The organism is Streptomyces sp. A012304 (assembly GCF_026008495.1).
GTDB lineage: Bacteria > Actinomycetota > Actinomycetes > Streptomycetales > Streptomycetaceae > Streptomyces.
Genome location: NZ_BQUN01000228.1, coordinates 93,229 through 116,600, shown reverse-complemented (window position 1 = coordinate 116,600; position 23,372 = coordinate 93,229). Strand labels below are relative to the sequence as shown.

23 protein-coding genes and 3 pseudogenes are annotated in these 23,372 nt (G+C 70.3%); 17 read left to right on the top strand and 9 right to left on the bottom strand.

What is annotated here, in order from left to right; genetic code table 11:
- Positions 1-47 precede the first annotated feature (47 nt).
- Positions 48-827, top strand: coding sequence for an IclR family transcriptional regulator (locus ALMP_RS43475; RefSeq protein WP_264937595.1), 780 nt, complete (start codon positions 48-50; stop codon positions 825-827).
- A gap of 28 nt (positions 828-855) precedes the next feature.
- On the opposite strand, the gene ALMP_RS43470 is transcribed toward ALMP_RS43475, so the two are convergent.
- Together ALMP_RS43470 and ALMP_RS43465 are read right to left on the bottom strand one after the other, a co-directional pair.
- Entirely contained in the window at positions 856-1,275 is a 420-nt protein-coding gene (locus ALMP_RS43470; RefSeq protein ID WP_264937594.1) for a nuclear transport factor 2 family protein, read from the bottom strand.
- A 147-nt stretch (positions 1,276-1,422) separates the two neighbouring features.
- Positions 1,423-3,132: an MFS transporter gene (locus ALMP_RS43465; RefSeq protein WP_264937593.1), complete on the bottom strand. Its 1,710-nt coding sequence runs from the start codon at positions 3,130-3,132 to the stop codon at positions 1,423-1,425.
- Between the two features lie 438 nt (positions 3,133-3,570).
- Between ALMP_RS43465 and ALMP_RS43460 the strand changes: the two genes are divergently transcribed.
- Both ALMP_RS43460 and ALMP_RS43455 read left to right on the top strand, forming a co-directional pair.
- The gene (locus tag ALMP_RS43460; RefSeq protein WP_264937592.1) at positions 3,571-4,317 is read left to right on the top strand and encodes an SDR family NAD(P)-dependent oxidoreductase; all 747 of its coding nucleotides are present in this window, start codon (positions 3,571-3,573) and stop codon (positions 4,315-4,317) included.
- A gap of 54 nt (positions 4,318-4,371) precedes the next feature.
- Positions 4,372-5,067, top strand: coding sequence for a TetR/AcrR family transcriptional regulator (locus ALMP_RS43455; RefSeq protein ID WP_264937591.1), 696 nt, complete (start codon positions 4,372-4,374; stop codon positions 5,065-5,067).
- 29 nt (positions 5,068-5,096) lie between these two features.
- Here the strand turns inward: ALMP_RS43455 and ALMP_RS43450 are convergent, their stop codons facing one another.
- From ALMP_RS43450 to ALMP_RS43440, 3 genes are read right to left on the bottom strand one after another with little or no spacing between them, the layout of a single operon-like run.
- Positions 5,097-5,525, bottom strand: a complete 429-nt coding sequence (locus ALMP_RS43450) for a nuclear transport factor 2 family protein (protein WP_264937590.1) — start codon at positions 5,523-5,525, stop codon at positions 5,097-5,099.
- Complete coding sequence (locus tag ALMP_RS43445; RefSeq protein WP_264937588.1) at positions 5,522-6,490, bottom strand: PDR/VanB family oxidoreductase; 969 nt, start codon at positions 6,488-6,490, stop codon at positions 5,522-5,524. Before ALMP_RS43445 ends, ALMP_RS43450 begins: the two co-directional genes overlap by 4 nt.
- A gap of 7 nt (positions 6,491-6,497) precedes the next feature.
- Positions 6,498-7,796: an aromatic ring-hydroxylating dioxygenase subunit alpha gene (locus tag ALMP_RS43440; RefSeq protein ID WP_264937587.1), complete on the bottom strand. Its 1,299-nt coding sequence runs from the start codon at positions 7,794-7,796 to the stop codon at positions 6,498-6,500.
- Positions 7,797-8,251: 455 nt separating this feature from the next.
- Here ALMP_RS43440 and ALMP_RS43435 point away from each other — a divergent pair, with 455 nt between their 5' ends.
- Genes ALMP_RS43435 through ALMP_RS43415 form a run of 5 tightly spaced genes read left to right on the top strand, consistent with a single transcriptional unit; the run spans position 8,252 to position 12,892 of the window.
- A complete protein-coding gene (locus ALMP_RS43435) occupies positions 8,252-9,901 on the top strand; it encodes a GMC family oxidoreductase (RefSeq protein WP_264937586.1) in 1,650 nt (549 codons plus the stop codon).
- Positions 9,898-10,413: a heme-binding protein gene (locus tag ALMP_RS43430; protein ID WP_264937585.1), complete on the top strand. Its 516-nt coding sequence runs from the start codon at positions 9,898-9,900 to the stop codon at positions 10,411-10,413. The genes ALMP_RS43435 and ALMP_RS43430 overlap by 4 nt, the downstream gene beginning before the upstream one ends.
- Positions 10,403-11,479: an amidohydrolase family protein gene (locus ALMP_RS43425; protein WP_264937584.1), complete on the top strand. Its 1,077-nt coding sequence runs from the start codon at positions 10,403-10,405 to the stop codon at positions 11,477-11,479. The genes ALMP_RS43430 and ALMP_RS43425 overlap by 11 nt, the downstream gene beginning before the upstream one ends.
- Positions 11,476-11,874, top strand: coding sequence for a metal-sulfur cluster assembly factor (locus ALMP_RS43420; RefSeq protein WP_264937583.1), 399 nt, complete (start codon positions 11,476-11,478; stop codon positions 11,872-11,874). The genes ALMP_RS43425 and ALMP_RS43420 overlap by 4 nt, the downstream gene beginning before the upstream one ends.
- The gene (locus ALMP_RS43415) at positions 11,864-12,892 is read left to right on the top strand and encodes an alpha/beta hydrolase (protein ID WP_264937582.1); all 1,029 of its coding nucleotides are present in this window, start codon (positions 11,864-11,866) and stop codon (positions 12,890-12,892) included. Before ALMP_RS43420 ends, ALMP_RS43415 begins: the two co-directional genes overlap by 11 nt.
- A 95-nt stretch (positions 12,893-12,987) precedes the next feature.
- Here the strand turns inward: ALMP_RS43415 and ALMP_RS43410 are convergent, their stop codons facing one another.
- Both ALMP_RS43410 and ALMP_RS43405 read right to left on the bottom strand, forming a co-directional pair.
- Positions 12,988-13,281, bottom strand: coding sequence for a hypothetical protein (locus tag ALMP_RS43410; RefSeq protein WP_264937581.1), 294 nt, complete (start codon positions 13,279-13,281; stop codon positions 12,988-12,990).
- A 40-nt stretch (positions 13,282-13,321) separates the two neighbouring features.
- On the bottom strand, positions 13,322-13,762 hold the full coding sequence (locus ALMP_RS43405; protein ID WP_264937580.1) for a DUF6069 family protein: 441 nt from the start codon (positions 13,760-13,762) through the stop codon (positions 13,322-13,324).
- Between the two features lie 199 nt (positions 13,763-13,961).
- Here ALMP_RS43405 and ALMP_RS43400 point away from each other — a divergent pair, with 199 nt between their 5' ends.
- The 3 genes and pseudogenes from ALMP_RS43400 to ALMP_RS44595 form a co-directional block, all read left to right on the top strand.
- The gene (locus ALMP_RS43400) at positions 13,962-14,477 is read left to right on the top strand and encodes a MarR family winged helix-turn-helix transcriptional regulator (protein ID WP_264937579.1); all 516 of its coding nucleotides are present in this window, start codon (positions 13,962-13,964) and stop codon (positions 14,475-14,477) included.
- Positions 14,478-14,714: 237 nt separating this feature from the next.
- The gene (locus ALMP_RS43395; RefSeq protein ID WP_264937578.1) at positions 14,715-15,086 is read left to right on the top strand and encodes a hypothetical protein; all 372 of its coding nucleotides are present in this window, start codon (positions 14,715-14,717) and stop codon (positions 15,084-15,086) included.
- A 431-nt stretch (positions 15,087-15,517) separates the two neighbouring features.
- Positions 15,518-15,631: pseudogene (locus ALMP_RS44595) on the top strand (helix-turn-helix domain containing protein); the annotation flags it as partial.
- 674 nt (positions 15,632-16,305) lie between these two features.
- Here ALMP_RS44595 and ALMP_RS43380 read toward each other — a convergent pair.
- A complete protein-coding gene (locus ALMP_RS43380; protein WP_264937576.1) occupies positions 16,306-16,773 on the bottom strand; it encodes a helix-turn-helix domain-containing protein in 468 nt (155 codons plus the stop codon).
- 93 nt (positions 16,774-16,866) lie between these two features.
- On the opposite strand from ALMP_RS43380, the gene ALMP_RS43375 reads away from it, so the two are divergent.
- Complete coding sequence (locus tag ALMP_RS43375) at positions 16,867-17,367, top strand: PaaI family thioesterase (RefSeq protein ID WP_264937575.1); 501 nt, start codon at positions 16,867-16,869, stop codon at positions 17,365-17,367.
- A gap of 476 nt (positions 17,368-17,843) precedes the next feature.
- Positions 17,844-18,297, top strand: a pseudogene (locus ALMP_RS43365) (aldehyde dehydrogenase family protein); the annotation flags it as partial.
- An 18-nt stretch (positions 18,298-18,315) separates the two neighbouring features.
- On the opposite strand, the pseudogene ALMP_RS43360 reads toward ALMP_RS43365, so the two are convergent.
- Positions 18,316-18,841 (bottom strand): annotated as a pseudogene (locus ALMP_RS43360) (TetR/AcrR family transcriptional regulator).
- A 312-nt stretch (positions 18,842-19,153) separates the two neighbouring features.
- Here ALMP_RS43360 and ALMP_RS43355 point away from each other — a divergent pair.
- From ALMP_RS43355 to ALMP_RS43340, 4 genes are all read left to right on the top strand, one after another.
- Positions 19,154-19,780, top strand: coding sequence for a TetR-like C-terminal domain-containing protein (locus ALMP_RS43355; protein WP_264937574.1), 627 nt, complete (start codon positions 19,154-19,156; stop codon positions 19,778-19,780).
- Positions 19,777-21,267 carry an FAD-dependent oxidoreductase gene (locus tag ALMP_RS43350; protein ID WP_264937573.1) on the top strand — a complete coding sequence of 497 codons (1,491 nt, stop codon included), beginning with the start codon at positions 19,777-19,779 and terminating at the stop codon, positions 21,265-21,267. Before ALMP_RS43355 ends, ALMP_RS43350 begins: the two co-directional genes overlap by 4 nt.
- Positions 21,268-21,306: 39 nt before the next feature.
- Entirely contained in the window at positions 21,307-22,533 is a 1,227-nt protein-coding gene (locus tag ALMP_RS43345; protein WP_264937572.1) for a cytochrome P450, read from the top strand.
- Between the two features lie 119 nt (positions 22,534-22,652).
- Positions 22,653-23,336, top strand: a complete 684-nt coding sequence (locus ALMP_RS43340; RefSeq protein ID WP_264937571.1) for an SDR family NAD(P)-dependent oxidoreductase — start codon at positions 22,653-22,655, stop codon at positions 23,334-23,336.
- The last annotated feature ends 36 nt before the right edge of the window (positions 23,337-23,372 follow it).

Sequence of the window (23,372 nt, the reverse complement as noted above, 5' to 3'; positions counted from 1 at the left end):
CATGCAAGGTAGGGTGGCCGAAGCCACTGACGATGGAGGAGAGACCCATGCCTCGCGCGCAAGAGCCAGGACGATCGGTCAGCTCTCGTCTGTGGGATCTGCTGTACTCCTTCGACACCGACCACACCGAGCTGAGCCTGGCCGACCTGGTCCGGCGTACCGGCATGCCGCACGCCACCGCCAGACGCCTCACGCTCGACCTTCTGGAGGCCGGAGCACTCGAACGCACCAGCGACAACCGGTTCGCGATCGGTCTGCCGCTGTGGCGCCTGGGAACCCTCGCACCGCGCGCCGAGACGCTGCGCAGCGCCGCGCAGCCCTTCGTGGAGGACCTGTACACCGCCCTTCGCCAGCATGTGCAACTGGCCGTCCTCCAGGGCGACCAGGCCGTGATCATCGAACGGCTGTCGGCGGTCAACGCCGTCGGTCTGACCTCGCAGGTCGGTGGCCTTCTGCCCTTGCACTGCTCAGGTGTCGGCAAGGTGCTGCTGAGCCACAGCAGCCCGGCCTTCATCGACGAGGTACTGGCGGGAAGGCTGCAGCGTTTCACCCCCAGGACGATCGTGGACCCCGTCGAACTCCGTCGCGAACTGGCGTCCTGTCGCTCGACCGGAACGGTGGTCGTCAAGGAAGAGCTGAGCGAAGGGGCCGAGTCGGTCGCGACGCGCATCGTCGACGGCCGCGGCAACGTCGTCGCGGCCATGTCCGTCGTGGTGGCCGCCGGCTCGATCAAACTGCAGGCGGCCGTTCCCACGCTGGTCGCGAGCGGACTGGGACTGTCCAGGAGCCTCGGCTGGCGGCCGGGCATTCCCATTCGCGCCGCGTGACCCCTCGCGGTGCGAGGAGACCGGCGCGTCATACCGGCGGTTGCCGCCGCGAGAGCTGCATGTGGCCGAGGCGCCATCCCTCGTCGGTCGAGAACCACACCCGGGTGGCCACGGCCTGCACCAGGAACGGCGGCAGATCGGGAACGCGCCGGATGCGCATCTTCTGATAACACGTGACGATCGCCCGCCCCCCTCGCTCCAGACACGTCACTTCGCTGGTCTCCGCCTCGAGGGTGGCTCCCATGGACGCGTTGTGGCCGAGGAAGCGCTCGCGGTCATGGACGTTCCCGACCGGGGCGTGCACGACCACACAGTCGGGGAGCATCAGTCGGCGCTGCTCCTCGTCGCCGAGCGTGATCGCGACGAGCCACGCCGCCTCCGCTCGAGCGACCGTATCCGGCATGCGGATGTCGTTCGCACTGCTCGGCCCCGGGTGCGCGGTGGTCATTGTTCGACTCCTGTCCAAGTGCGTCTGTTGAACGTTGTGCCTTGTACGCCGTGGCCCGCCGCGACCGATGCTCCCGAGGAGAGGTCGCGGCGGGCGCTCCGGTTGTCCTGTTGTGTGCGTCCCGACGCGGACGCGTTCGTCAGGCGGTCAGCCGTCGAGGGTGTGCGGGTCGTCCTCGAGGTGAGCCTTGTCCACGCCGCCGCGCGCGCCGACGAGAGTGAGTGCCGCCGCCACGAGAGCGGCCACGCCACCGAGCACGTACGCGAGGGAGTAACTGCTGCTGAGGGCGTCGAAAGCGACGTCCTTGAGCGGGTTGAAGGGCACGACCCGACCATCCGGCGTCGTGATGCTGGCCGGCACCGAGTTGGCGCCGAGCGGACCCGACTGCACGGCGTGCACCGCCGCCTCCAGCTGCGGTTTCTGCTCGGCGGGAGCATGGGCCGCAGAGGCCTGGAAGGCCTCGTAGGCCTTCCTCAGAGCAGGATCGCCGGACAGCTTGCGGGCGATCTCGTCGGCGGCCCGGCTCAGCGCGATGGCGCCGGCGATCGCGGGACCGAGGGCGAACCCGAGGTCCCGGAACGTGCTGGTGACACCGCTGGCCATACCGGCGAGGTGGTTGGGCAACGTGTTGACCGCGACCGCGCTGATGGCGGCGAAGGCGAGCGCCGAGCCGACGCCGGCGAGAATCAGCGGCCCGAAGATGGCGCTCAGGGCCCGGTTGCTCGTCGAGATCCCGGCGAACCACAGCCCGCTGGCGCCGATGAGGGTCAGGGCCGCGCACAGGACCCACCGGGGGTTGTAGCGCTCCAGCAGCTTGGAGGTGAGGGGCAGCAGGACGAAGCCGATGCCTCCGAAGAAGAGGTAGGCGACGGAGCTCTGTAGGGGGCTGAACCCCTGGATGATGGTGAGGCGGATGCTGGTGCCGTACATGATCACGAGGAACGCGAACATACCGATCAGCGTGACCACCGAGTTCATGGCGAACGCCCGGTTCCTGAACACGCTCAGGAGAAGCAGCGGCTCGGACGCACGGCGCTCGACGACGACGAACAGCGCGAGGAAGACGGCCGCGACGATGAACGCGACGACGATCTGCGGGTGCCCCCAGCCACTCTCGGCACCCTGGATCACGGCGTACATCAGGGCGAACAGGCCGAGCGCGGCGGTGATCTGACCCGGCCAGTCGATGGAACGGCCCTCGGGCGATGAGGAGTTCTGGGCGAGGGCCAGCGACAGGACCACGCTCGCCGCGGCGATGACAAGGACGCCGACGAAGGCCCAGCGCCAGTTCGCGTTCCCGGCCCAGCCGAGTTCGATCTTGGCGGCGATGCCTGCCAGCAGCGGGCCGAGGAAGCCGCCGACCGAGAGCGCGGTGGCCCAGATCGCCACGCCCCGCGCGCGGGCGGCGGTGGTGTGCGTGCCGGCCGCCACCATGGCGAGGCTCGTCGGGAAGATGGCCGCGGCCCCGATGCCGCTGAGGACCTGGGCGAGGATCAGCAACGTCACCCGGGTGTCGGACGAGGATCCCGCCCCCGGCGTCAGGACCGCGAGAGTCGCGCCCACGACGATGAGCGCGGCGCCCCCGACGAGCAGGCGCTTACGGCCGAACAGGTCACCGAACACGCCGAAACCGAGTCCCATCGCGGCGACGGGCAGCATGAAGGCCTCGGTGATCCACGTCAGTTGCGCCGAGGACGGCGCGAGATCCTGCTGGACCAGCCCGTTGATGAGCGAGGGGACGGAAAGGGCTATCTGCGCGAGGCACACGGCGACGACCACCGCCGTCAGAGTGCCTGCTCTCAGGATGTATCTGCCACCCTCTCCCTGTGCCGTAGTGGGTGTATCGGTCTGAACCATGGATGACTCCTCGCGCGCAGAGCGCTGCTGTCGGAACCGGCGTCGGCCGCCGGACCCTGCTGTGGGTGTTCTTGTCGCGGTCATCCCGGCAACACCGCTGCCGAACCGCCCTGAGGCCTTGCGGAGCGCCTCCGCGCGGCTCATCGACCAAACCTGATATCGACCGAATGTGATCCGGGACGCTCGGCCCTGGTCACCGACCGGCCGAGCAGCGACAAGGTAGAAATGACCCCCGTCGCGCTCAATGGACATGTTCATTGGACGGACAAGCCACCCTTTGTCCGCGGCCTCGACGCGCACACTCCGTGGATGACGCCGTTGCCGGGCCTGGCGAGGCTCCGGGAGCGCCCCGAAGCTCACCGCTTCTGCGCAGAGGTCCCACATGACGCTGTGCGGCGCTCCGGTTCCGTTCAAGCGCTGACCAAGGAGAAATGGGCCATGGCTGGAAGGCTGACGGGCAGGACCGCCGTCGTGACCGGGGGCAGTGCCGGTATCGGGCAGGAGATCGCTCGTAGGCTCGCGTCGGAGGGCGCGGACATCGCGGTCGCGGACATCGATCCGGCCGACGAGACTCGGGAACTCGTCGCGGAGACCGGGCGGCGGTTCTTCAGTGACGAGGTCGACATCTCGAACGAGGACGCGATCAACGGGTTCGCCGCTCGGGTCCGAAGTGAGTTCGGCACCGCCGACATCCTGGTGAACAACGCCGCCGTCGCCCTGCTGGCCGACATCGACCATGTGACCTACGACGACTGGCGCCGCACCTTCGCCGTCAACGTGGACGGCCCCTTCCTGGCCTCCAGGGCGTTCCTGCCGGACCTCAAGGAGTCCGGTTCGGGGCGGATCATCAACATCACGTCCTCGAGCTACTGGACTCCGCCGCCGCCCTTCGTCTCCTATGTCTCCGCCAAGGGCGCGCTGAACGGACTCACCTCGGTGCTGGCCGCCAACCTCGCCGCGCACGACATCACCGTCAACGGCGTCGCGGCGAGTCTGGTCCGGACGGCCGCGGCCGTGGAGAAGACGAGTGAGTCCTTCTTCGAGCAGACCGTGCGGATCCAGAACATCAAGCGTGTGCAGATGCCGGCCGACGTCTCGGGTGCCGTGGCGTTCCTCGCGTCCGACGACGCCGCGTTCATCACGGGGCAGATCATCGTCGCGGACGGTGGAAGCACGCGCCGCTGAGCGGTCCTCGCACCACGATGTCCGTCCAGTGAGAGCGCCGGTAAGGTCGACCCTGTGACAGCGGAGGAAACGACGTCGGGGAAGCCGGGAGCACCATCGGGCCGGCAGCAGCGCCGCAGGAGCCCGAAGGATCCCGACCGCCAGCGGGACCCGGTGGGGACCCGGCGGGCCATCCTGTCCGCCGCCGCGACGGAGTTCGGCACCCATGGTTTCGACGGGGCCCGGGTCGTACGGATCGCCGAGGCGGCCGGCGTCAGCCATCAGCTGATCACCTACTACTTCGGAGGCAAACGCGGGCTGTACGAGGCGCTGAGCGAGCAGTGGCTCGAGGAGTCCATGCGCGTCAGCCAGGCCCACACGTTCGCGGAGGCCGTGCGCCGCTATGTCCACTGGGCGCACGAGGACCCGGGGTGGGTGCACATGGTCACCCGCGAGGACCCCGGCACGCGCCCGCCCGCCGAGGACGAGCGGGCCGCCGAGTTGTTCAAGCACGTCGAGGAACTCCGCGCGCGACAGGCGCGCGGTGAGTTCCGCGGTGACCTCGACGTGGGGGCCGTGGCCCTCGTCTTCTTCGCCGCCTCGATCGCTCCGGTGGCCATCCCGTGGATCGCTCGTGAACTCGTCCAGCAGGACCCCGCCGCACCGGAGTTCATCGACCACTACGCGAACCAGGTGGGTCAGATCATCTCCGCACTCGCCGAAGCGACACAGGACGAGGGCCCGCCGGTGAACGGCGAGCCCCAGGGCTGAAGGCGACCGGCTTGCGGGAGCCGGGATGCTCAGCCCGGCGGCAGCCGCCGGGCCATCTGCAGATGCGCCAGCTGCCAGCCGCCCGCCGAGGACCGCACCCAGACCCTGGTGGCAGCGGCCTGGACGACGAACGGGGGCAGGTCGGGGACGTAGGCGACCCGCATCTCCTGCAGGCAGCTGACCACGGCCGTCGTGCCGAACCTCTGGACGGTCACGTCGAAGGTGTCCACCTGGCTGGTGCGGCCCATGCGCTTGGCGTACGCCAGCCAGTCGTCCGTCCTGTGGATGTGCCCGACCGCCGAGTGCACGATCACGCAGTCGGGATGCAGCAGGGCACGGATCGCCGGCTCCGGGTCCGGGAGCGTCTGCGCGGCGAGCCAGGCGGCCTCGGCGTCCTCAAGGGTGGCCGGGACGGAGCGGGCGCTCTCCGCCGTCGCCGGTGTCGGAGAGTCGGTCACAGTTCGAGCTCCAGGATCGGGGACCTCGACCGGGACGAGCACGGAGTGAACAGGCCCTCCGCGCGCTCCCCGTCGGTCAGGATCTCGTCTCGGTGATCGGGCTCACCGGCCCGAACCCGCACGATGCACTCGCCGCAGATGCCCTGTCCGCAGGAGTAGGGCGCCTCGACCCCGTTCGCCAGCAGTACGTCCAGGACGCTCTGGTCCTCGGGGACGGTGTACTCCGCTCCCGTTGAGGACAGGCGCACGGTGAATGCGCTCTCCCCTGCCCCGTCGGGCTCGGCGGCGGCCGGGGGCGCGGCGCTGAAGCGCTCCTTGTGCAGGGCGGACGCGGGCCATCCCAGCTCGGCCGCCCGTCCCAGCGTGTAGTCCATGAACCCGCCGGGACCGCAGACATAGACCGCGGTGTCGGCGACGGGATCCCCCAAGTCGCGCTCCAGATCCAGGAGTTGGTCCGGTGCCTGGTCGTCGAAGTGGAGAGTGACCCGCGGATGGTTCTCCAGCTCGGCGAGGAAGGCCGCCTCGCTCCGGCTGCGGGCGCAGTAGTGCAGGTGGTAGTCGCCCCCGGTGGCGTCGAGGTTCTGGGCCATCGACAGCAGCGGGGTGATGCCGATGCCGCCCGCGAGGAGCACGTGCCGGCGCGCGGACGCCAGGGCGAAGCGGTTGCGGGGTGCGGCGATGCGCAGCGTGTCGCCCTCGGTGAGGGCGTGCATGGCGCGTGATCCGCCGCGCGAGGCGGCCTCTTCGAGGACCGCGATCCGGTACTGCTTGTGGATGCCGGGCGGCCCGCACAGGGAGTACTGCCTGACCAGTGCCGCCTCGCCGACCTGTACGTCGATGTGGGCGCCGGGCTCGTACTCCCACAGCTCGTCGCCGTCGGCGCGGGCGAGTTCGAAGACCGCGATTCTGGGCGTGGCGTCGTAGCGGGCGACGACGACCACGTCCGTCCAGGAGGTGGTGCTCACGTTTCGGTCACGCCCCCGCCGCCGTGGGCGCGGCCGCCCGGTCCGTCTGCGTGGAGGCCTTCGGCCTGGTGACGAGGCCGGCCTCCACGTGGCGGACCGGCTCGCCGGGGGTGGCGACGCCGAGCGGGGTGCGGCCGGCCTCGACGTCGTCGATCATCGTGCGCAGCATGCGCCGGAGCATGACGACGCCCTTGTCGGAGGGGGCCAGGGTCTCCTCGGAGTGCTGGGTGATGGGACCCTGCGACCACTGGGCCTCGTAGTCGCCGGGGAAGCGCTGCTTCTCCTCCTCGCTCAGCAGCCAGCCGTCCTTGCCGTTCTGCTTGATGCCGAACATGAAGGACGTGGCCCGCTCGGGGTCGGCGGAGCGGACGGAGAAGACCAGCCGGTGGTGGGTGTCGTCGGCGGGGACCACCCAGATCAGCATGTCGCAGCGGACGTCGGGGGTCGATCGGATGAAGTCGGGCAGGGCGATGATGTTGGGCAGCATGCACTCCACGGACCACTCCAGGTCCACGGTCGCGCCGTCGGCGCCCAGGTCGTCCTGGTAGCGCCAGATGTACTTCACGCCGTTGCCGGTGCGGTGGTAGGTGGTGCGCTCCGCGGCCGTGGAGGGGTCGTAGTAGTGCTCGGGGAAGCCGGTCGTGCCGGTGCCCTGGAACTGGAACCCGCTGTGGTTGGAGTGGAGCCACGCCGCGTGCACGGGGTCGACGGCGTTCTCGAAGAGCTGGAGCCAGTTGTAGTCCTGCTCCAGGCCGATCACCTCGGCGCCCGGGACCATCCAGCTGGTGTGGTAGCTCTCCCCCTCATCCAGTGGTTCGAGGCTGTCGTAGCGCGGCAGCGGGGGCTTGAGCTCGGGCGGGCCCATGTAGACGAAGACCAGGCCGTAGGCCTCCTCCACCGGGTACCAGGGCTGGCGGGCGAGGTTGCGGCGGCGGCCGCCGTCGAGTTCGCAGGCCTGTTCCAGGCAGTGGCCCTGCACGTCGAACTTCCAGCCGTGGTAGCAGCAGCGGATGCCGTCCTCCTCGATGCGGCCGTAGAAGAGGCTGCTGCCGCGGTGTGCGCACCGCTCGAAGACGACACCGGGGCGGCCCTGGCCGTCCCGGAAGACGATCAGGTTCTCGCCCAGCATGCGGACGCGGTGGGGAACGTCGCTGGTCAGGGCGGTGGAGCTGGCGATCGGCTGCCAGTGACGGCGCAGCGCCTCACCCATCGGCGTGCCAGGGCCGACCTCGGTCAGGCGGGCGTCGTGGGAGGAGGGCTTGCGGCCGTAGCCGGTTCCCGTGTCGGTCACGGTCGTGTCGGTCATGGTGATCCATCTCCTCGGCGTGGAGGCAGCGGGGACGCGTGTAGAGGGCCGCTGAGGGCTTGGACAACCCGCGGTGGAGGCCGTTTCGTACGGTCGCGAGGCGTCGTCGTCGGTGCGTGCGGCGGCTCTTCCGGCACGCTCGGACAGGCGCGGCGAGCGGTTGGCGCCCAGGGGGCGTTCATGCCGTTGTACGGGTCTGATGAAAAGCTGTCAATGGCTCCGACCTTGTTTGATGAATTACTTGCAGAGTCCTGTCGGATCGCGGGACGCCTTGTTACGGTGGCCCGGCACCGAGGTGACGAGCCGCTCGCGGCCTGAGCCGCACCTCGCCACCACACCTGAGAACGTGCCGAGCCGGCGACCGCCCACCCCGCGATTTTCCGCGGCTCCTCCAGCGTGCGTTCGTCCAGAGCCGAAGGAGACGAGATGTCCCGACCCTCCACAGGAGCCTCCGCATGAGCGCCGAGTACGACTACGTCGTCGTCGGCGCGGGTACGGCCGGCTGCGTCCTCGCCGCGCGCCTGTCCGCGGACCCCGGGACACGGGTACTGCTGATCGAGGCCGGCCCGTCCGCGGATCGCGGCCTGCTGGTGCGGTTGCCCCTCGGGGTCGGGCTGCTGTCGGGACGCGAGGACATCGGCTGGGGTTACGAGTCGGAGCCCGAGCCGGGTCTGAACGGCCGGCGGATCCCCGTCCCGCGCGGCCGGCTGGTCGGCGGCACCGGGTCGATCAACGGCTCGACCCATGTCCGCGCACACCGCCTCGACTACGACGACTGGGTCAAGTCCGGTGCGACAGGCTGGGGTTGGGACGACCTGCTGCCGTATTTCCGCCGCTCCGAGAGCAGTTGGCGCGGCGACACCGAGCACCACGGCGGGTACGGACCCGTCACCGTGTCGACCACGGTCCGGCGGGGTCCTTTCGGCCGGCGTCTGGACAGCGGCGCCCGATCGCTGGGCATCGGGTTCCCCGACGACACCCAGAGCGGGGACCCCACCGGAGCCGGGCAGAACGAGACCGCCATCCGTCGCGGCCGTCGCCACAGCACCGCCGCCGCCTACCTGCGACCCGTCCTGCGGCAGCGGCCGAACCTGACCCTGCTCACCGGGGTGCTCGTGGACAAGGTCGTCCTGGAGGCAGGGCGCGCGAGCGGTGTCCGCGTCGTCAAGGGCGGACGCAGCCGGGTGATCCGCGCCGCACGTGAGGTCGTACTGTGCGCCGGCACCTACAACTCACCCCAGCTGCTGATGCGTTCGGGCATCGGACCGGCAGACCAGCTGCGCGAACTGGGGGTCGCTGTTGCACTGGACCTCCCCGGGGTCGGCGCCAACCTCCAGGACCACCCGGCAGCGCCCGTGCTGTTCGACGTCAAGGACCCGGTGACCTTCCACGAGCACCTGCGTGCCGACCGAGTGGTCCTGGGCGCCTTCCGCTGGCTGCTGGCCGGGAGCGGTCCGCTGGCCGGAATGCCCGAGTTCCTGTCCGCGTACGTCCGCACCCGCCCCGGCCTCGACCGTCCCGACGGATTCCTCGGCATCCTGGGCGGCGGTTTCGACGCCCGGCCCTGGTTCCCCGGCATACGGCCACTGAAGAACCGTCACTGCGTGGCCCTCAACGCCGTCGCGACCCCCCGCAGCCGCGGCGAGGTACGGCTGGGCTCCGCCGACCCGGCCGCCCCGCCGCGGATCACGTTCAACCTGCTCACCGAGCCGGAGGACGTCGCCGCGCTGCGGGAGACCGTGCGCACCACGCTGGCCGTCCTGCGCAGCCCCGAGGTCGCCCCGATGATCCGGGCGGAACTCGCACCGGGCCCCGACGTACGCACCGACGAGGACTTCGAGCGCTATCTGCGTGAGACCGGCTACTCCGCCAACCACGCCTGCGGCACCTGCGCCATCGGCACCTCCGAGACCGCCGTCGTCGACCCCGAGCTGCGGGTGCGCGGCATCGACGGACTGCGCGTCGTCGACGCGTCGGTGCTGCCGAGCGTGCCCGGCGCGAACATCAACGCCACCGTCATCGCCGTAGCCGAGAAGGCGTCGGACCTGATCCGCGGCATCCCGGCGGCCACCGGAGCCCCGCTTCATGAGAGGACCGCGGGATGAGGGAAGCCCTGAGCTATGCCATCGCGCACCGGGCGGCCGAGGCCGTGCTGGAGGCGGCCCGGAGCGAGGGCGCGCGCGTCTGTGTGGCCGTCGTCAATCGCAGCGGCGTCATCAAGGTGCTGCTCAGCGACGACGGAGTCGGCCGCATCGGGATCGAGACCGCGCGCCGCAAGGCCTATACCGCCGCCGTCACCGGTGTGCCGACCTCGAAGTTCGCCGCTCTCGCCGCGTCCCCCGCGTTGGCGCTCGCGCCCGTGCACCTCGTCGACGCCGACCTCCTGCCGGTGCCGGGCGGGGTGCCCATCACCGTGGACGACGGCGAGGTCATCGGTGTCGTCGGCGTCGGCGGCGCGGACGGCGAGACCGACGAGCGACTCGCCTCCCGCGCCCTGGAGGGCCTGAAGGACCTGCTCGACCGAGCGGCCGTGCCACCCATGACATCCGTGCCGCCCGCAACGCCCGCAGCGCCCGTGATGTCCGGGACACTGAAGGAGAACGACCGTGATCGATGACTTCCTCGTCGTCGAGGGCGTGGCCCACAACTACAACTTCCGGCCCGAGAACTGCGTCGACCCGCACATCGGGGCGGCCATCGGCGAACACCTCTACGGCCTGCACAAACGGGTCAGCGGTCCCGCATACACCCTTGAGCGCTCCACCTACATGCGGGGTGCGGGCGCGGACATCATCGGCCGGGCCCTGCTCGCGGAGAGCCAGACCGACGTGATCGCCTACCACGAGACACCCATCTACGGCCACTTCCGGGACGGGGGCTCGGCGCTGGGCGTCGGGCTGGAGATGCGCGAGAAGTGGCCCGAGCGCGTGCTGATCTACGGCGCGGTGTCCCCGCTGCGCCCCGGTGCCCTGGACCGGGTGGACGAGCTGGTGGAGAAGCACCGGGTCAACGCGCTCAAGCTCTATCCGATCGACGTCGTCGAGGGCCGGGTGACCGCGCTGGACATGGGTGACCCGGAGGTCTGCTTCCCGCTGTTGGAGCGGGCCCGGCAGCACGGTCTGAAGGTCGTGGCCATCCACAAGGCGCTCCCGGTCGGGCCCGGGCCGACCTCCGCCCTCGGGATGGGCGACGTCGAAGCCGCCGCGCTGGCCTTCCCCGACCTCACCTTCGAGGTCGTCCACGGCGGCATGGCCTTCGTCGAGGAGACGGCCCTCCAGCTGGAGTCCTTCCGCAACGTATGGGTCAACCTGGAGGCCACGTCGTTCATGGCCGTCTACGCGCCCCGCCGCTTCGCACAGGCGTTGGGGGCCTTTCTGCAGGCCGGTGCCGCCGAGCGGATCATCTGGGCGACCGGCTGCGACGCGGTCCACCCCCGGCCGGCGATCGAGGCGTTCTGGAACTTCGAGATGCCCCGTGACCTGATCGAGGAGTACGGGCTGCCCGACCTCACCAAGGAGATCAAGGCCGACATCCTCGGCCGCAACTTCCTGCGGATGCACGGCATCGACGAGAAGGACCTCCGCGAGCGCGTCCGCGGCGACGAGTTCGACACCACCGAACTCCAGGAGCCCTGGGGCGGACGGGTCGCCCCGGCCGACGACGCCCTGGCAGGTGCCCGATGACGGTCACGGAAACCCAGGTCCGCGCGGTACTCAACGAGATCCTCGATCCGTGCAGCATCACCGCGGGAGTCCCCGCCGGGCTCGACGACATGGGACTCGTCAGTGATGTTCACGTGCGGGACGACGGCACCGGCGGTCAGTGCGTCGCGGTCACCGTCGGCGTGACCGAGCCGAGTTGTGTGCTCATCGGCTCCTTCGCGGCCGAGGCCCAGGTCAGGCTCACGGCTCTGACCGGTGTGTCCGCGGTGGACGTGCGGCTGACGGACGACTTCGACTGGACCCCGGACAGGCTCGCACCGCACTACCGGCAACGGCTCGACGAACACCGTGAACGCAAGCGTCGTGCCCTCCCCCTCCTCGCCGTGACCAGGACAGGACCAGCCGGTGACCGGTGAGACCCCGCAGCAGTCGCACGCCTTCGATCTGACTGACCTGACGGCCGTGTCGGCGAACAACGCCGCCGTCATGGGCCGCTTCATGGAAGGGCTCAGCCGGGCACCGCTCCCGCCCGAGCGGGTCGACCCGACTCCCGTCCGGGTGGTGCGCGACATCGCGTACGGCTCGGCACCGGGTGCGGACCTGCGGATGGATCTGTACCTGCCGGCGTCCACGACGGCCCCCACCCCCGTGATCGTGTGGCTGGCGGGTGGTGGCTGGCGCCATCAACGCCGGGGGTACGGGCCCCGCTTGCCCCGGCTCTTCGCCGAACGCGGATACGCCATGGCGGACATCGAGTACCGCTCCTCCGAGGCCGCCGTCTGGCCCGCGCAACTGCACGACGTCCAGGCCGCGTTGCACCACCTGCGCGACCTCTCGGACACCCACGGCCTGGATCCGGCGTCGGTCGGCCTGTGGGGCAGCTCGTCCGGCGCCCACCTCGCGCTGCTCGCGGCCTTCGCCACCGACGCCGACGGCTCCCCCGCGGCGCCCGGCGTACGCGCGGTGGTGGCGGGCTACCCCCCGACCGACCTGCTCCATCTCAACGACGACGCGCTGCCTGGTGGGATGCTGGGCGTGGACGCCTCCGATCCGGCGTGGGGTCTGCTGGGCGGCCCTCCGTCGGACCGGGCCGCCGCCGCGGTCGAGGCCAGCCCGGCCCGGCAGGTCCACCCGCGGGTGCCGCCCGTGCTCCTGCTGCACGGCGACGCCGACCTCCTCATCGGCCCGGCACAGAGCCGCCGCCTCCATGACGCCCTGGTCGCCGCGGGCGCCGAGTCCCACCTGCTGCTGGTGCACGGCGCCGACCACGGCCTCCTCAACACCGGCGGCTGGGAACTGAACCCCATGACGGCCACCGTGCTCTCCTCCCGCACGCCGGACGCCGAGGACACCGAAGACTCCGTGCGGCTGACCCCCGCGCTGATCGAGCGCTTCTTCGACCGCCATCTGCGAACGGACCCCTGGAACGCCTGAGGCACCACCGCGCTACGCCGACATCGGCCGCGCTCCGTCCCGTCGCTCGCCCGCCACCGCCGGACTCTTTGGGCGGCCGCCCAGCGGCGGGGGGTTCAGGCGGTCGGGCCGCAGTGCAGGGCGGCGGGGTTGATCGTTCCGCGCTGCACCTTCGCGTCATGGGGTTCGGCGAAACCGGCGTCGGTGATGTAGAGCCGTTTCCGCGTACCGCGACGGAGGTGGGTGAGGCGAGGCCGTCCGAGGCGGTCAGGACGGTTTCCTTGGTCCCGTCGGGGTGGACGACTCCATACGCCGGCCCGGGAGGCGGCATCAGAGACCACGTTGTCGTAGGTGGTGCCGTCGCGGCCGAGCGTGATGCCGCTGAACGCGTCGCCCTGTTGCCCGGCCACGAGCAGGATGGGGCTGTGCCCGCCCAGGCGGGACGCACGGTCAGTCCTGGGCGGCGGGAAGGGGCAGGAGTCGCTTGTAGGCGGGGACGGCGACGGCGGCGACGACGACGTGCATGACCATCAGGGCGATGACGGCACCCCAACCGGTGCCGGGCCGGCTGCCGGAGACGCCGACCATGATGTCCGGGATCAGGCTGACGATCACGACGGCGGGCACGAGGGTGTGCAGCACCCGGGCCGGGTTCTGCGAGCGTGCGCGGATGATCGCCCAGGCGGCAGCGGCGGCCAGGACACCGATAACAGTGAAGAAGGCATAGGCGGGCAGTTGGAGGGGCTGGAAGTCGTCCGAGGCGCCGGCGGCGTGGGCTGCCGCGGCGACGATGGCGTTGAGGGCGACGGCGACGACAGCGGTGCCGATCAGGCCGCCGGCGACGACGAGGCCGCTGGGGCGGGCCGGGTGGGTGGCGAGCTGTCCACTCATGGTGTTTCTCCGGATCGGGTGAGGGCGGGGAAGGGAGCGCGTCGGTTCGGGCCGCGGCTCTGGTCAGCCTTCGAAGCTGCTCGGAACCCCGGGCAGTCGCTTCAAGCTTTAACTCAAAAGTAGCGACAATCACTTCAACCATCAAGTGACTGGGGAGTCGGATTCACTTCAAGCGTGAAGCGTCGGTACAGTGGAGGGCATGACGAGAACCCCGGCTGACGCTGACGAGGCGCCCCGCTGGCTTGACGAGGAGGAGCGCCACGCCTGGCTCGGCCTGATCGGCATCATGCGGCGTCTGGAACTGGCGCTCGACGCGCAACTGCGCGACGAAGGGCTGACCCACTTCGAGTACGGGGTGATGGCGGCGCTGTCGGAGTCGCCGCAGCGCGAACTGCGCATGAGCACGCTCGCCGCGTACGCCGAGGGCTCCCTCTCCCGTCTCTCCCAGGTCGTGGCCCGCCTCGAACGCAAGAGGTACGTCCACCGCCGCCCCGATCCGGCCGACGGCCGCTACACCCTGGCCACCCTGACCGACGAGGGGTACGCGAAGATCGTCAGCGCCGCTCCCGGCCACGTCGCGGAAGTGCGCCGACTGGTGTTCGACCCCTTGACCAAGGCGCAGGTCAGACAGCTCGGCCACATCGGCCGGCGCATCCTGCACACCATCGCCCCCGACCACGGCGACGGCGTCCACCGCGCGGACCCCTCACGCTGACCGGGCGTTCGTCCAACTGCCCGGCGATGCCGTCGGTGGAGGAGCACCGTACGCGCCCTTGCGGCCGGGAACGGTGCTCCTGAGCGGTTCCGTGTGAGGTGCGACGTCCCGCCGAGACGCCCGCCGTGCGAGACCTGCGCGCGATCGTTCGCCGCACCGGCGCCCCGCCTGTCGCACAGGGGTCGCCCTACGCGGTTCCCGTGGAGTCGCCGATCACCACGACCTCGAGACCTGGTGGTGGGAACTGCTCACGACGCGGCCTGCTACGACGAGTGGCACGAGAGAGAGCAGGCCAGGCGCGAGTCCGCGGAGCGTGCCGCAGCCGAGCGGGCCGTCCATGAGCGGCTGCCCGGCGTCCCGGCGCCCCTCAACGGCAAGGAAATCATCACCCTGCTCGGCATACCTCAAGGTCGGACAATCGGGGCGGCCATCCGCCACCTCCAGGAACTCCACATCGACCACGGCCCCCTGTCACGCGAGGAAGCCGAAGCCGCACTGCGCGCCTGGGCGGCAGAGCAAGCCCTTCCCCTCGCCACGGCAGGGCAGGGGACGGCAGCGCCCCTGCCCGTTCGCAGCCCGGCTTCCGCCGACCGCTACCGCACGCGGTAACCACCGTCCGGCAGTGGTGGACAAGGTCAGCGTGCGGAGTTCCCACGCCGGGCCTTCTCCGGGTACAACTGCGCGAACAGCGGCTCGCATTCGAAGAGGTACTGCACGCAGGCCTCCCCCACGAAGCACCGGGCGGCGTGCCCGCGCATCCGGGGCCCGTAGGTCGCGTCGTCGATCAGGTCCGTGTAGGTCTGCCGTTTGCCCAGGTCCAGCAGGCCCGCCGTGTCGGCCAGGTAGACGTCGAAGCCCGGGTACATGAGTCCCAGGTACGGCATGTCGTCCAGGTCGAGGGCGAACACCGGGTACTCGCCCTCCTCGTCCGGCTCGGTCACGGCCAGGACGCGTCGCGAGTCCGAGCCGCCGGGGAGGAGGAAGCACTCAGGGAAGTGCCCGGTCAGCCACGAGAACTCCGTGCCCCAGAAGTCCGCCGCATGAACCCAGAGCTCCCAGTCACGTGCGATGCGAGCGGGGCGGTGACGCCCGAGTCCCTGCGCAAGCAGTACGAGTCCGGTGCCACGGTCGACGAACTCGTCGCCGCCAGTGGGCTGTCGTACGGCACGGTCCTCAATCGGCTGCACGAAGCCGGAACCGTCATGCGCACGTCGTGGCAGACCACAGGATGCGCCAGAACCCGCAAGCCCGCCAACGCCTCGCCGCTCGCCTGCGGACCCTGTACGAGGAGCACGGGGCCACCCTGGCCGAACTCGCCGCAACGGCGGCCAAGCTGGTGTTCCGCGCACTGCTCCGACGGGGCCTGCCGAGCAGGCCCACCGCCCCACCCCTTGCCGACGGTCAGGCCACTGGTCTCCGGCGTCCCGCTCGACCGACCATGCGGGCCGGCATGCAGTACTTGTACCCGACACTGTTCTGCACGCCACCCCACATGTGCCCCTCGATGCCACGAAGAAGTGTCAGCCTGCAAAGTCCGCAGAGGTCAGCCGAGTCGGGGCCGGACGATCTTGCCTGGGCGACCTGGTCGCCGCCGCGCCTGCGGTCACCTGTGTGCCGGTGGCCGCAAGGGACCCGCTCTGGTTGACGGGAGCCGTCCACGACATCGGCTCAGGCGAGAAGATGTTCACCGGCTGGGTCGTCGGGCCACGCTCTTACCTGGTCCACGCGCCCCTGCGGACCAGCGTCGCGAGGACCGTCGTGCACGAGGGCAAGCCGGTGGCCACCCCGGACGCGGGCCGGTTCTGGCGTGTTGCCGCCGAGCGCCGGGTCACGACCGAAGCCGTGCACCGGGTCCCAGTTGGGCGGTGACCTGCCCAGGAGCCAGGGCGGAGTGCCCCTCGGAGCACTCGACGACGACGCGGACCGGAGCGTCGCAGTCGGTGTGGCGAAGGTCCAGCACAGGACTCTCGGAGTCGAGGGCGTACGCCTCACCCCACTGCCTCAGCGCCATCAGGACGGGCCACAGATCCCAGCCCTTGCGGGTCAGGCGATACTCGTTTCGGGAGCGGCTGCCCGGCTCCCGGTAGGGGACAGTCTTCAGGATGCCGGCCGCGATCAGCTTGCTCAGGCGATTGCTGAGGACGGCCTCCGACAGGCCGATGTGGCGGTGGAAGTCGTCGAAGCGGCGGACTCCGTTGACGGCGTCCCGCAGGATCAGCAACGTCCATTTCTCTCCGACCACGTCGAGCGTGCGCTGGACGGGGCAGTTCTCCGTGCTCGTCTCAAGCCACTCCATCCAGCCATCGTAGGCGCCTGACTTCGTCATTGACAGTCAGGTGAGCGGAAAGCTAGCTTCACCTGTAAAAGCCAGATGGGAAGGCGCTCGGTCGTGGGACGAACGCGTACGTATCAGTGGGAAGATCCCGCGGTCTCAGCGGAGGCCGCCGGACGCATGGCCGGCATCGACTTCCTGCGCGAGTTGCAGGCGGGGCGACTGCCGGGGGCGCCCATCGGCTCCGCCATCGACTTCCGCCTGGACGAGGTGGAGCCCGGCAGGGTCGTCTTTTCCCTGACGCCGGGCGAGGAGCACTACAACCCGATCGGCAGCGTGCACGGCGGAGTCTTCGCCACCCTGCTCGACTCCGCCGCCGGATGCGCCGTCCAGACCACCCTGCCGCAAGGCATGGCGTACACCTCACTCGACCTGACGGTGAAGTTCCTACGGCGGATCACCGCGGAGACGGGCACGGTGCGCGCCGTCGGAACGGTTGTCAACAAGGGCCGCCAAACCGCCCTCGCACAAGCGCAGTTGGTCGACGCGAAAGACCGTCTGCTCGCCCACGCCACCAGTAGTTGCCTGCTCTTCCCGGTTCCTCCGCCTCAAAGGTGAGGGTCTGTTGGCGACCGGTGAATCAGACTCGCGGCCGATCAGGTCCGGGGCCGGCTTCGCCTTCTTGTCCGGCCGGGTCAGTGAGCGGTGCTTGCGGCGGGTGACGCCGCGGATGTCGCGCTCGCGCATCACCCGGGATATGCGCTTGCGGTTCACCCGCCGCCCGAGGCGGCGCAGCTCGGCGTGGATGCGCGGGACACCGTAGGCACGGCGGGAGGCGAGGTGCAGCCCGGCTCACCGTGCCGCTCGCGCGGCGGCGCGGTCGCCTCCGCTCACCACACGCGCCGCTTCGCCATGGTGCCCCGGCTGAAGAAGGCGCTGCGGGTCCCCACCCCGGCCGACCGCGGGCCGGGCCGACCGCGGCGGCCCGGCACACCGCCGCCGGCGCCGCTCGACCCAGACCGGCCGAGCGCCGACATCCGCATCGGCTACGCGAGATGCTCTCCGGCCCGCTGCCCGGCACTTACGTGCCACCGGGCGCGGAGATGGGCCCCCTCGTCGGCGACCGCCAGCTGGAGACCGTCACGAGGCACGTCGACGAGGCCCTGGCGAAGGGCGCGAAGGTGGTGGCCGGCGGCGTGACCCGCCCCGACATCGGCCCCTTCTTCTACGAGCCCACGATCCTCGACGGCGTCTCGGAACCCATGGCCGTCTGCACGCAGGAGACCTTCGGCCCGGTCGTCTCCATCTACCGCTTCAAGACGGACGAGGAGGCGATAGAGCACGCCAACGGCACGCCGTACGGCCTCGATTCGCCGGTCTGGACAAAGAACGGCCGCCGAGGCCACGCCGTCGCCGCCCAACTCCGCACCGGAACCGTGAACGTCAACGAGGGCTACGCGCCCGCCTACGGGCAGCCTCCAGTCCCCGATGGGCGGCATGAAGGACTCCGGCCTCGGCCGCCGCCACGGCTCCGAGGGCATCCTCAAAAGTCACTGAAGGACCCGCTCAGCCGACAAGCCCCCGGTCGTCGACTGGTGTGCCCGGTTCGGCTCGCAGGCCGGTGCACACCACGTCGATCATGCGCTGCCGGGCTTCCGGGGCGCAGCCCTGACGTTCTCGGGCCAGACAGCCGACCAGGAGCGCTTTCACATCGGCGCGAGTGATGTCCCGCCGTACCACACCCCTGCTGAGCCCTCGTCAGCAGCTCGCCCTCCACGGCCCCCAGGCTGTGCTCGGGGCGGAAGGCGACCGCCTCGACGTCGAAACCGGCACCGCTGATCGCCTCGGCAAGACCGCGGTTCACCGTCGCTTGCTCGACCATGTGGGCCAGGAACTGGAAGAACGCGCTGCCCGGATCATTCTGTGCGGAGAGGTCCCGGGCCTTGTCGACGATGCCACCGACCAGGTGAAGCACGATCGCTTCGTACAGGGATTCCTTCGTCGGGAAATGCCGACTGACGGTGCCGGCCCCTGCCCGCCGGGCGATTTCGGCCACAGGCACCGACAGGCCCTCCGTGGCAAACGTCTCCATCGCCGCCTCCAGGACGCGCTTGCGATTGCGCTGGGCGTCAGAACGCATCGGGGTCCCTTCCGGCTCGACATCCGGGACGGCCGTCCCGTACCGTTAACTGGAAAGCACCTTCCGATTAGGGCGGGGCGGGACTCCCCCACCCTGCCTGGACACCCTGAGCCACTGGGCAGCAGGCGCACATCCGCCTCGGCAGTCGTCACAGTCACCACTCCCAGAGAGACGCTCATGCCACAAGATCAACTTTCTGTCCGCCTTACGTCTGAGCAATTAGCAAAGGAACCCATGGCGTTTCCTGATTTTCTGGAGCCGTCCATGACCACGCCGACCCCAGCCACATCAGCAGGCCGCCCGATGGACGTCCACCGCGAGGCCGCGCTGCTGGACGCCACGCTGGACCTGCTGGCCGAGGTCGGCTACGAGCGGCTGACCCTGACCGCTGGGTGTGAGCGGGCCAAGGCCAGCACGAAAACGATGTACCGCCGTTGGGCGAACAAGGACGAGCTGGTGGCCGCGGCGCTGCGCCGGGCCGCGTACCGGGTGGTCGACCAATCCGCTGACGTGACCGCCACCGGATCGTTGCGCGGCGATCTGCTGCACAACTTGGTGCCGACCGGCGGCGCGCAGGTGCAGCCTTCCACCCAAGTACCTCTCCGGCCTGCTGGTCATACCCCCGACGACGGCAGTGTCGGAGGCATGACCAAGGAACTGGTCCGCCTGCACCACGCCCGTCTGGCGGAGACCGTCCTGGGCTGGGCCAGGGAACGCGGCGAGGTCGGGGATGACGCGGACCCCGTCCTGCTGGCGGATCTCGCGCGTGCCGCGATCCTGCACCAGGTCCTGGTCGCCGACGGCCAGGTCGATGCCGCCTTCGTGGAGTCCTTGGTGGACCGGATTCTGCTTCCGGTGCTCACGTCCCGGCAGGGCGGGGATGCCCAGTGAAGGTAAGTGTCGACCTGAACCGCTGCGAGGGCTACGGACAGTGCGTGTTCGCAGCCCCCGACGCCTTCACGCTGCATGGCCTGGAGGCTCTGACCTACGTACCGAACCCACCCGACGAGATGCGGGACGCGGTACACCGCGCCGCACTGGCCTGCCCCGTGCGCGCCATCACCGTCGGCACGGGCAACGCGGACGAACCCGCCACGACCAGCGGGGAGAACGGCCGCCACGTTGTCATCGTCGGCGCCTCCCTCGCCGGGCTGAAGACCGCCGAGGCCCTGCGCGAGTCCGGCTTCTCCGGACAGCTGACCATCATCGGTGATGAGCCCCATCGTCCGTACGACCGCCCTCCGCTGACCAAGGCGTGCGTGAGCGAGAAGCTGCCGCCCGATCGCCTCGAACTGCCGGTCACGCGGCCCCTGGACGCACGCTTCCGGTTGGGTGTCCCGGCGACGGGCCTGGATACGGACCACCGCCTGGTCCGGCTGGCGGACGGCGGCTCGGTCGGCTACGACAGCCTGGTCATCGCCACCGGCACCCGGGCCCGTCCGTTCCCCGGTGGTGCCGCCGACGACATCGACGGTGTCCTCACCGTCCGCACCCGCGACGACGCCGAGGAACTTCAGCGGCGCCTGGCGCGTCCACCGCGTCGCGTCGTCGTCATCGGCGCCGGCTTCCTCGGGGGCGAACTGGCCTCCGGCTGCCGCGAACTCGGCCTCGCCGTCACACTCGTCGAGGCACAGGCCACGCCGTTGCAGGGACCGCTGGGAAGCGTGGTCGGTGGCGTGGTGGCGGACCTGGCCCGAACCAAGGGCGTGGACCTGCGGCTGGGAACCGTCGTCGAGCGCTTCGTGGCGGAAGAGACCGGAACGTTGCGGCAGATCGCGTTGTCGGACGGTGACACCGTCGACGCGGACCTGGCCGTCGTGGCGCTCGGCGCACAGCGCAACGTCGAATGGCTGGACGGCTCCGCCGTACGGGCGGACAGCGGCGGCGTGCACTGCGACGACCAGTGCCACGCTCTCGGCCGCGACGGGCAGCCCCTGCCCGACGTGTACGTCGCCGGTGATGTCGCCGCCGCGCCGCATCCCCTCCTCCCGGACCGCCGGCTGTCGGTGGAGCACTGGGGCAACGCCGTGACCCAGGCCCGCACGGCCGCCCACAACATCATGCGTCGGCCCGGCCAGGAGCCGATCCCACACACCGGTCTGCCGGCCTTCTGGTCCAGCCAGTTCGGCGTGAACATCAAAGGCGTCGGCTACCCCGGCATCGCCGACCGCATCGCGGTGGTCCAGGGCGCCCTCGGCCAGGGCTCCTTCAGCGTGCTGTACGGACGCGACGACCGCACCGTCGCCGCGGTCACCTTCGACAACGGGCGTTACCTGCACTACTACGAATCACTCGTCCGCCAAGGCGCGCCGTTCCCGGCCGAGTTCATCGCCTGCGACGAGAACACCGCACGCGCCCTTCGGCCGGTCGGCCGCTGATCCCCCCGTTCCCCCCACACGAAAGCGAGTGGCACCCCCATGGCGTCCACCCTGTATAAGCAGGTTCTTCACCCCGACAGCCGCCCTCACCCCTGGCCTCTCTACACCGAACTACGCAAAGAGGCGGTCTCCGTCCAGGACGACGGAACCTGCGTCGTCAGCGGATACGACGAGGTCAGTGCGCTGCTCCGGGACCCACGCATCTCCGCCGACCGTGGCAACGCCACCCCGGACAGCCGGGTTGGCGTGGACGCTCCGGCTCCCGGTACTGCTCCGTCGTTCCTCGTGCGGGACAACCCCACCCACGACCAGCTGCGCGGCCTGGCCCAGCGCCACTTCGGCCCGCCCGCACGTCCGGGCTTCGTCGAGAGCCTACGGCCCATGGTGGAAGAGCTGATCCGCGACCACATCGACCACCTGACCGGGCGCGGCGAGTTCGACCTGGTTTCGGAGTTCTCCCATCCGATCCCCGTCCGCGTGGCCTGCCACCTCCTGGGTGTCCCGCCCGAAGACGCCTTCACGCTGGCCCCTCTCGCTGAGGAGGGGGCCGGCAGCCCGGAGTTCTTGGTCGACCCGCGCGACCCTGAGGCCGCCGCGGCCAGGAACCATGCCCAGCAGGAGCTGGCCGAGTATTTCCTCGCCCACATCGAGCGGCTTCGCAAGAAGCCGGGGCAGGACATCTTGTCGCGCATGATCCACGACGACGGCCCGGGCAGCCCGATGAGCCTGCCGGAACTGCTCAGCACCGCCATCATGCTCTTCATCGGAGGCCACGAGACCACCGTCAATCTCATAAGCAGCAGCATGCTCCTGCTGCTGCGTCACCCCGAGCAGCTGGCCCGGCTCCAGGCCGACCCCTCCCTCGCCGCCGGTGCCATCGAGGAGACCTTGCGCCTGGAGCCCTCCGTGCATCTGCGGCCGCGTGTCGCGGTCGACGACATCGTCATCGGCGACCGCACCATCCCCAAGGGTTCCACGGTCATCCTCGCCCTCGCCGCGGCCAACCGGGATCCGCGCCGCTTCCCCGACCCGGACACCTTCGACATCACTCGTCCCGACACCGGCCACCTCAGCTTCGGCGCCAGCATCCACTTCTGCTTCGGGGCCGGACTCGGCCGCATGGAAGGCCAGATCGCGGTCCGCGAGCTGACCCGACGTCTGGTCAACCCTCGCTTGTCGCAGGACCCGCCGCCCTACCGCCCGATGGCCGACCTGCGTGGCCCGTCGGCCCTGCGGATCACCGTGGACGGCGTCCGCCCGGCCTGACCCAACCCCAGGCGGCACACGTGAGTGAGGCCTGGTGCTGCGCCTCGTCCGACGTCATCGGCGCAGAGCGACCGCGGCTGCCTGCCCGCAACAGACGACCGTAAGGAAGTGATCTGACAGTGGACGGAATCTCGTTCGAGGGCAGGGTCGCCATCGTGACCGGCGCCGGCGGCGGTCTGGGTCGCACCCACGCCCTCGACCTCGCCGCGCGCGGCGCCAAGGTCGTCGTCAACGACCTCGGCGGCACGATCGCGGGCACCGGCGGCGGCACCGCCATGGCCGACCATGTCGTCACGGAAATCATCGACGCGGGGGGCCAAGCCGTCGCGAACTACGACTCGGTCGCCACCCCCGAGGGCGGCAAGGCCATCATGCAGACCGCGCTCGACGCCTACGGCACCGTGGACATCCTGATCAACAACGCGGGCAACATCCGCAACGCCCCCTTCACCGAGCTCACCCCCGATTCGATCGAGGCGTTGCTCGCCGTACACGTCAAGGGTGCCTTCTATGTCACCCAGCCCGCCTTCGCCGTGATGCGCGACAAGGGCTACGGCCGGATCGTGTTCACCTCCTCCGCCTCCGGCGTGTTCGGCAACCCCGAGCAGGCCAACTACGGCGCGGCCAAAGGAGCCGTCCTGGGCCTGGCCAACGTGGTGGCCCTCGGGGAGGGCTGGCACGTCGCCGCCGACGAGCCTCTCGCCACCGCGGACGACGTGCGAAGGCACATCGCCCGCATCCGCGACCAGGACGGCTACCACGTCCCCGGTTCTCTGATCGAGGAGGCCGGACTCATCCCCTGATCCAGCCGTGGGGCGACCGGCGCCTCGCATCTGCGC

Coding starts and splice junctions, on each gene's coding strand:
- ALMP_RS43435 (WP_264937586.1), top strand. CDS start 8,252: ATGAGCGCCGAGTACGACTACGTCGTCGTCGGCGCGGGTACGGCCGGC.
- ALMP_RS43380 (WP_264937576.1), bottom strand. CDS start 16,773: ATGGAGTGGCTTGAGACGAGCACGGAGAACTGCCCCGTCCAGCGCACG.
- ALMP_RS43470 (WP_264937594.1), bottom strand. CDS start 1,275: ATGACCACCGCGCACCCGGGGCCGAGCAGTGCGAACGACATCCGCATG.
- ALMP_RS43440 (WP_264937587.1), bottom strand. CDS start 7,796: ATGACCGACACGACCGTGACCGACACGGGAACCGGCTACGGCCGCAAG.
- ALMP_RS43405 (WP_264937580.1), bottom strand. CDS start 13,762: ATGAGTGGACAGCTCGCCACCCACCCGGCCCGCCCCAGCGGCCTCGTC.
- ALMP_RS43345 (WP_264937572.1), top strand. CDS start 21,307: ATGGCGTCCACCCTGTATAAGCAGGTTCTTCACCCCGACAGCCGCCCT.
- ALMP_RS43430 (WP_264937585.1), top strand. CDS start 9,898: ATGAGGGAAGCCCTGAGCTATGCCATCGCGCACCGGGCGGCCGAGGCC.
- ALMP_RS43400 (WP_264937579.1), top strand. CDS start 13,962: ATGACGAGAACCCCGGCTGACGCTGACGAGGCGCCCCGCTGGCTTGAC.
- ALMP_RS43475 (WP_264937595.1), top strand. CDS start 48: ATGCCTCGCGCGCAAGAGCCAGGACGATCGGTCAGCTCTCGTCTGTGG.
- ALMP_RS43420 (WP_264937583.1), top strand. CDS start 11,476: ATGACGGTCACGGAAACCCAGGTCCGCGCGGTACTCAACGAGATCCTC.
- ALMP_RS43355 (WP_264937574.1), top strand. CDS start 19,154: ATGACCACGCCGACCCCAGCCACATCAGCAGGCCGCCCGATGGACGTC.
- ALMP_RS43460 (WP_264937592.1), top strand. CDS start 3,571: ATGGCTGGAAGGCTGACGGGCAGGACCGCCGTCGTGACCGGGGGCAGT.
- ALMP_RS43465 (WP_264937593.1), bottom strand. CDS start 3,132: ATGGTTCAGACCGATACACCCACTACGGCACAGGGAGAGGGTGGCAGA.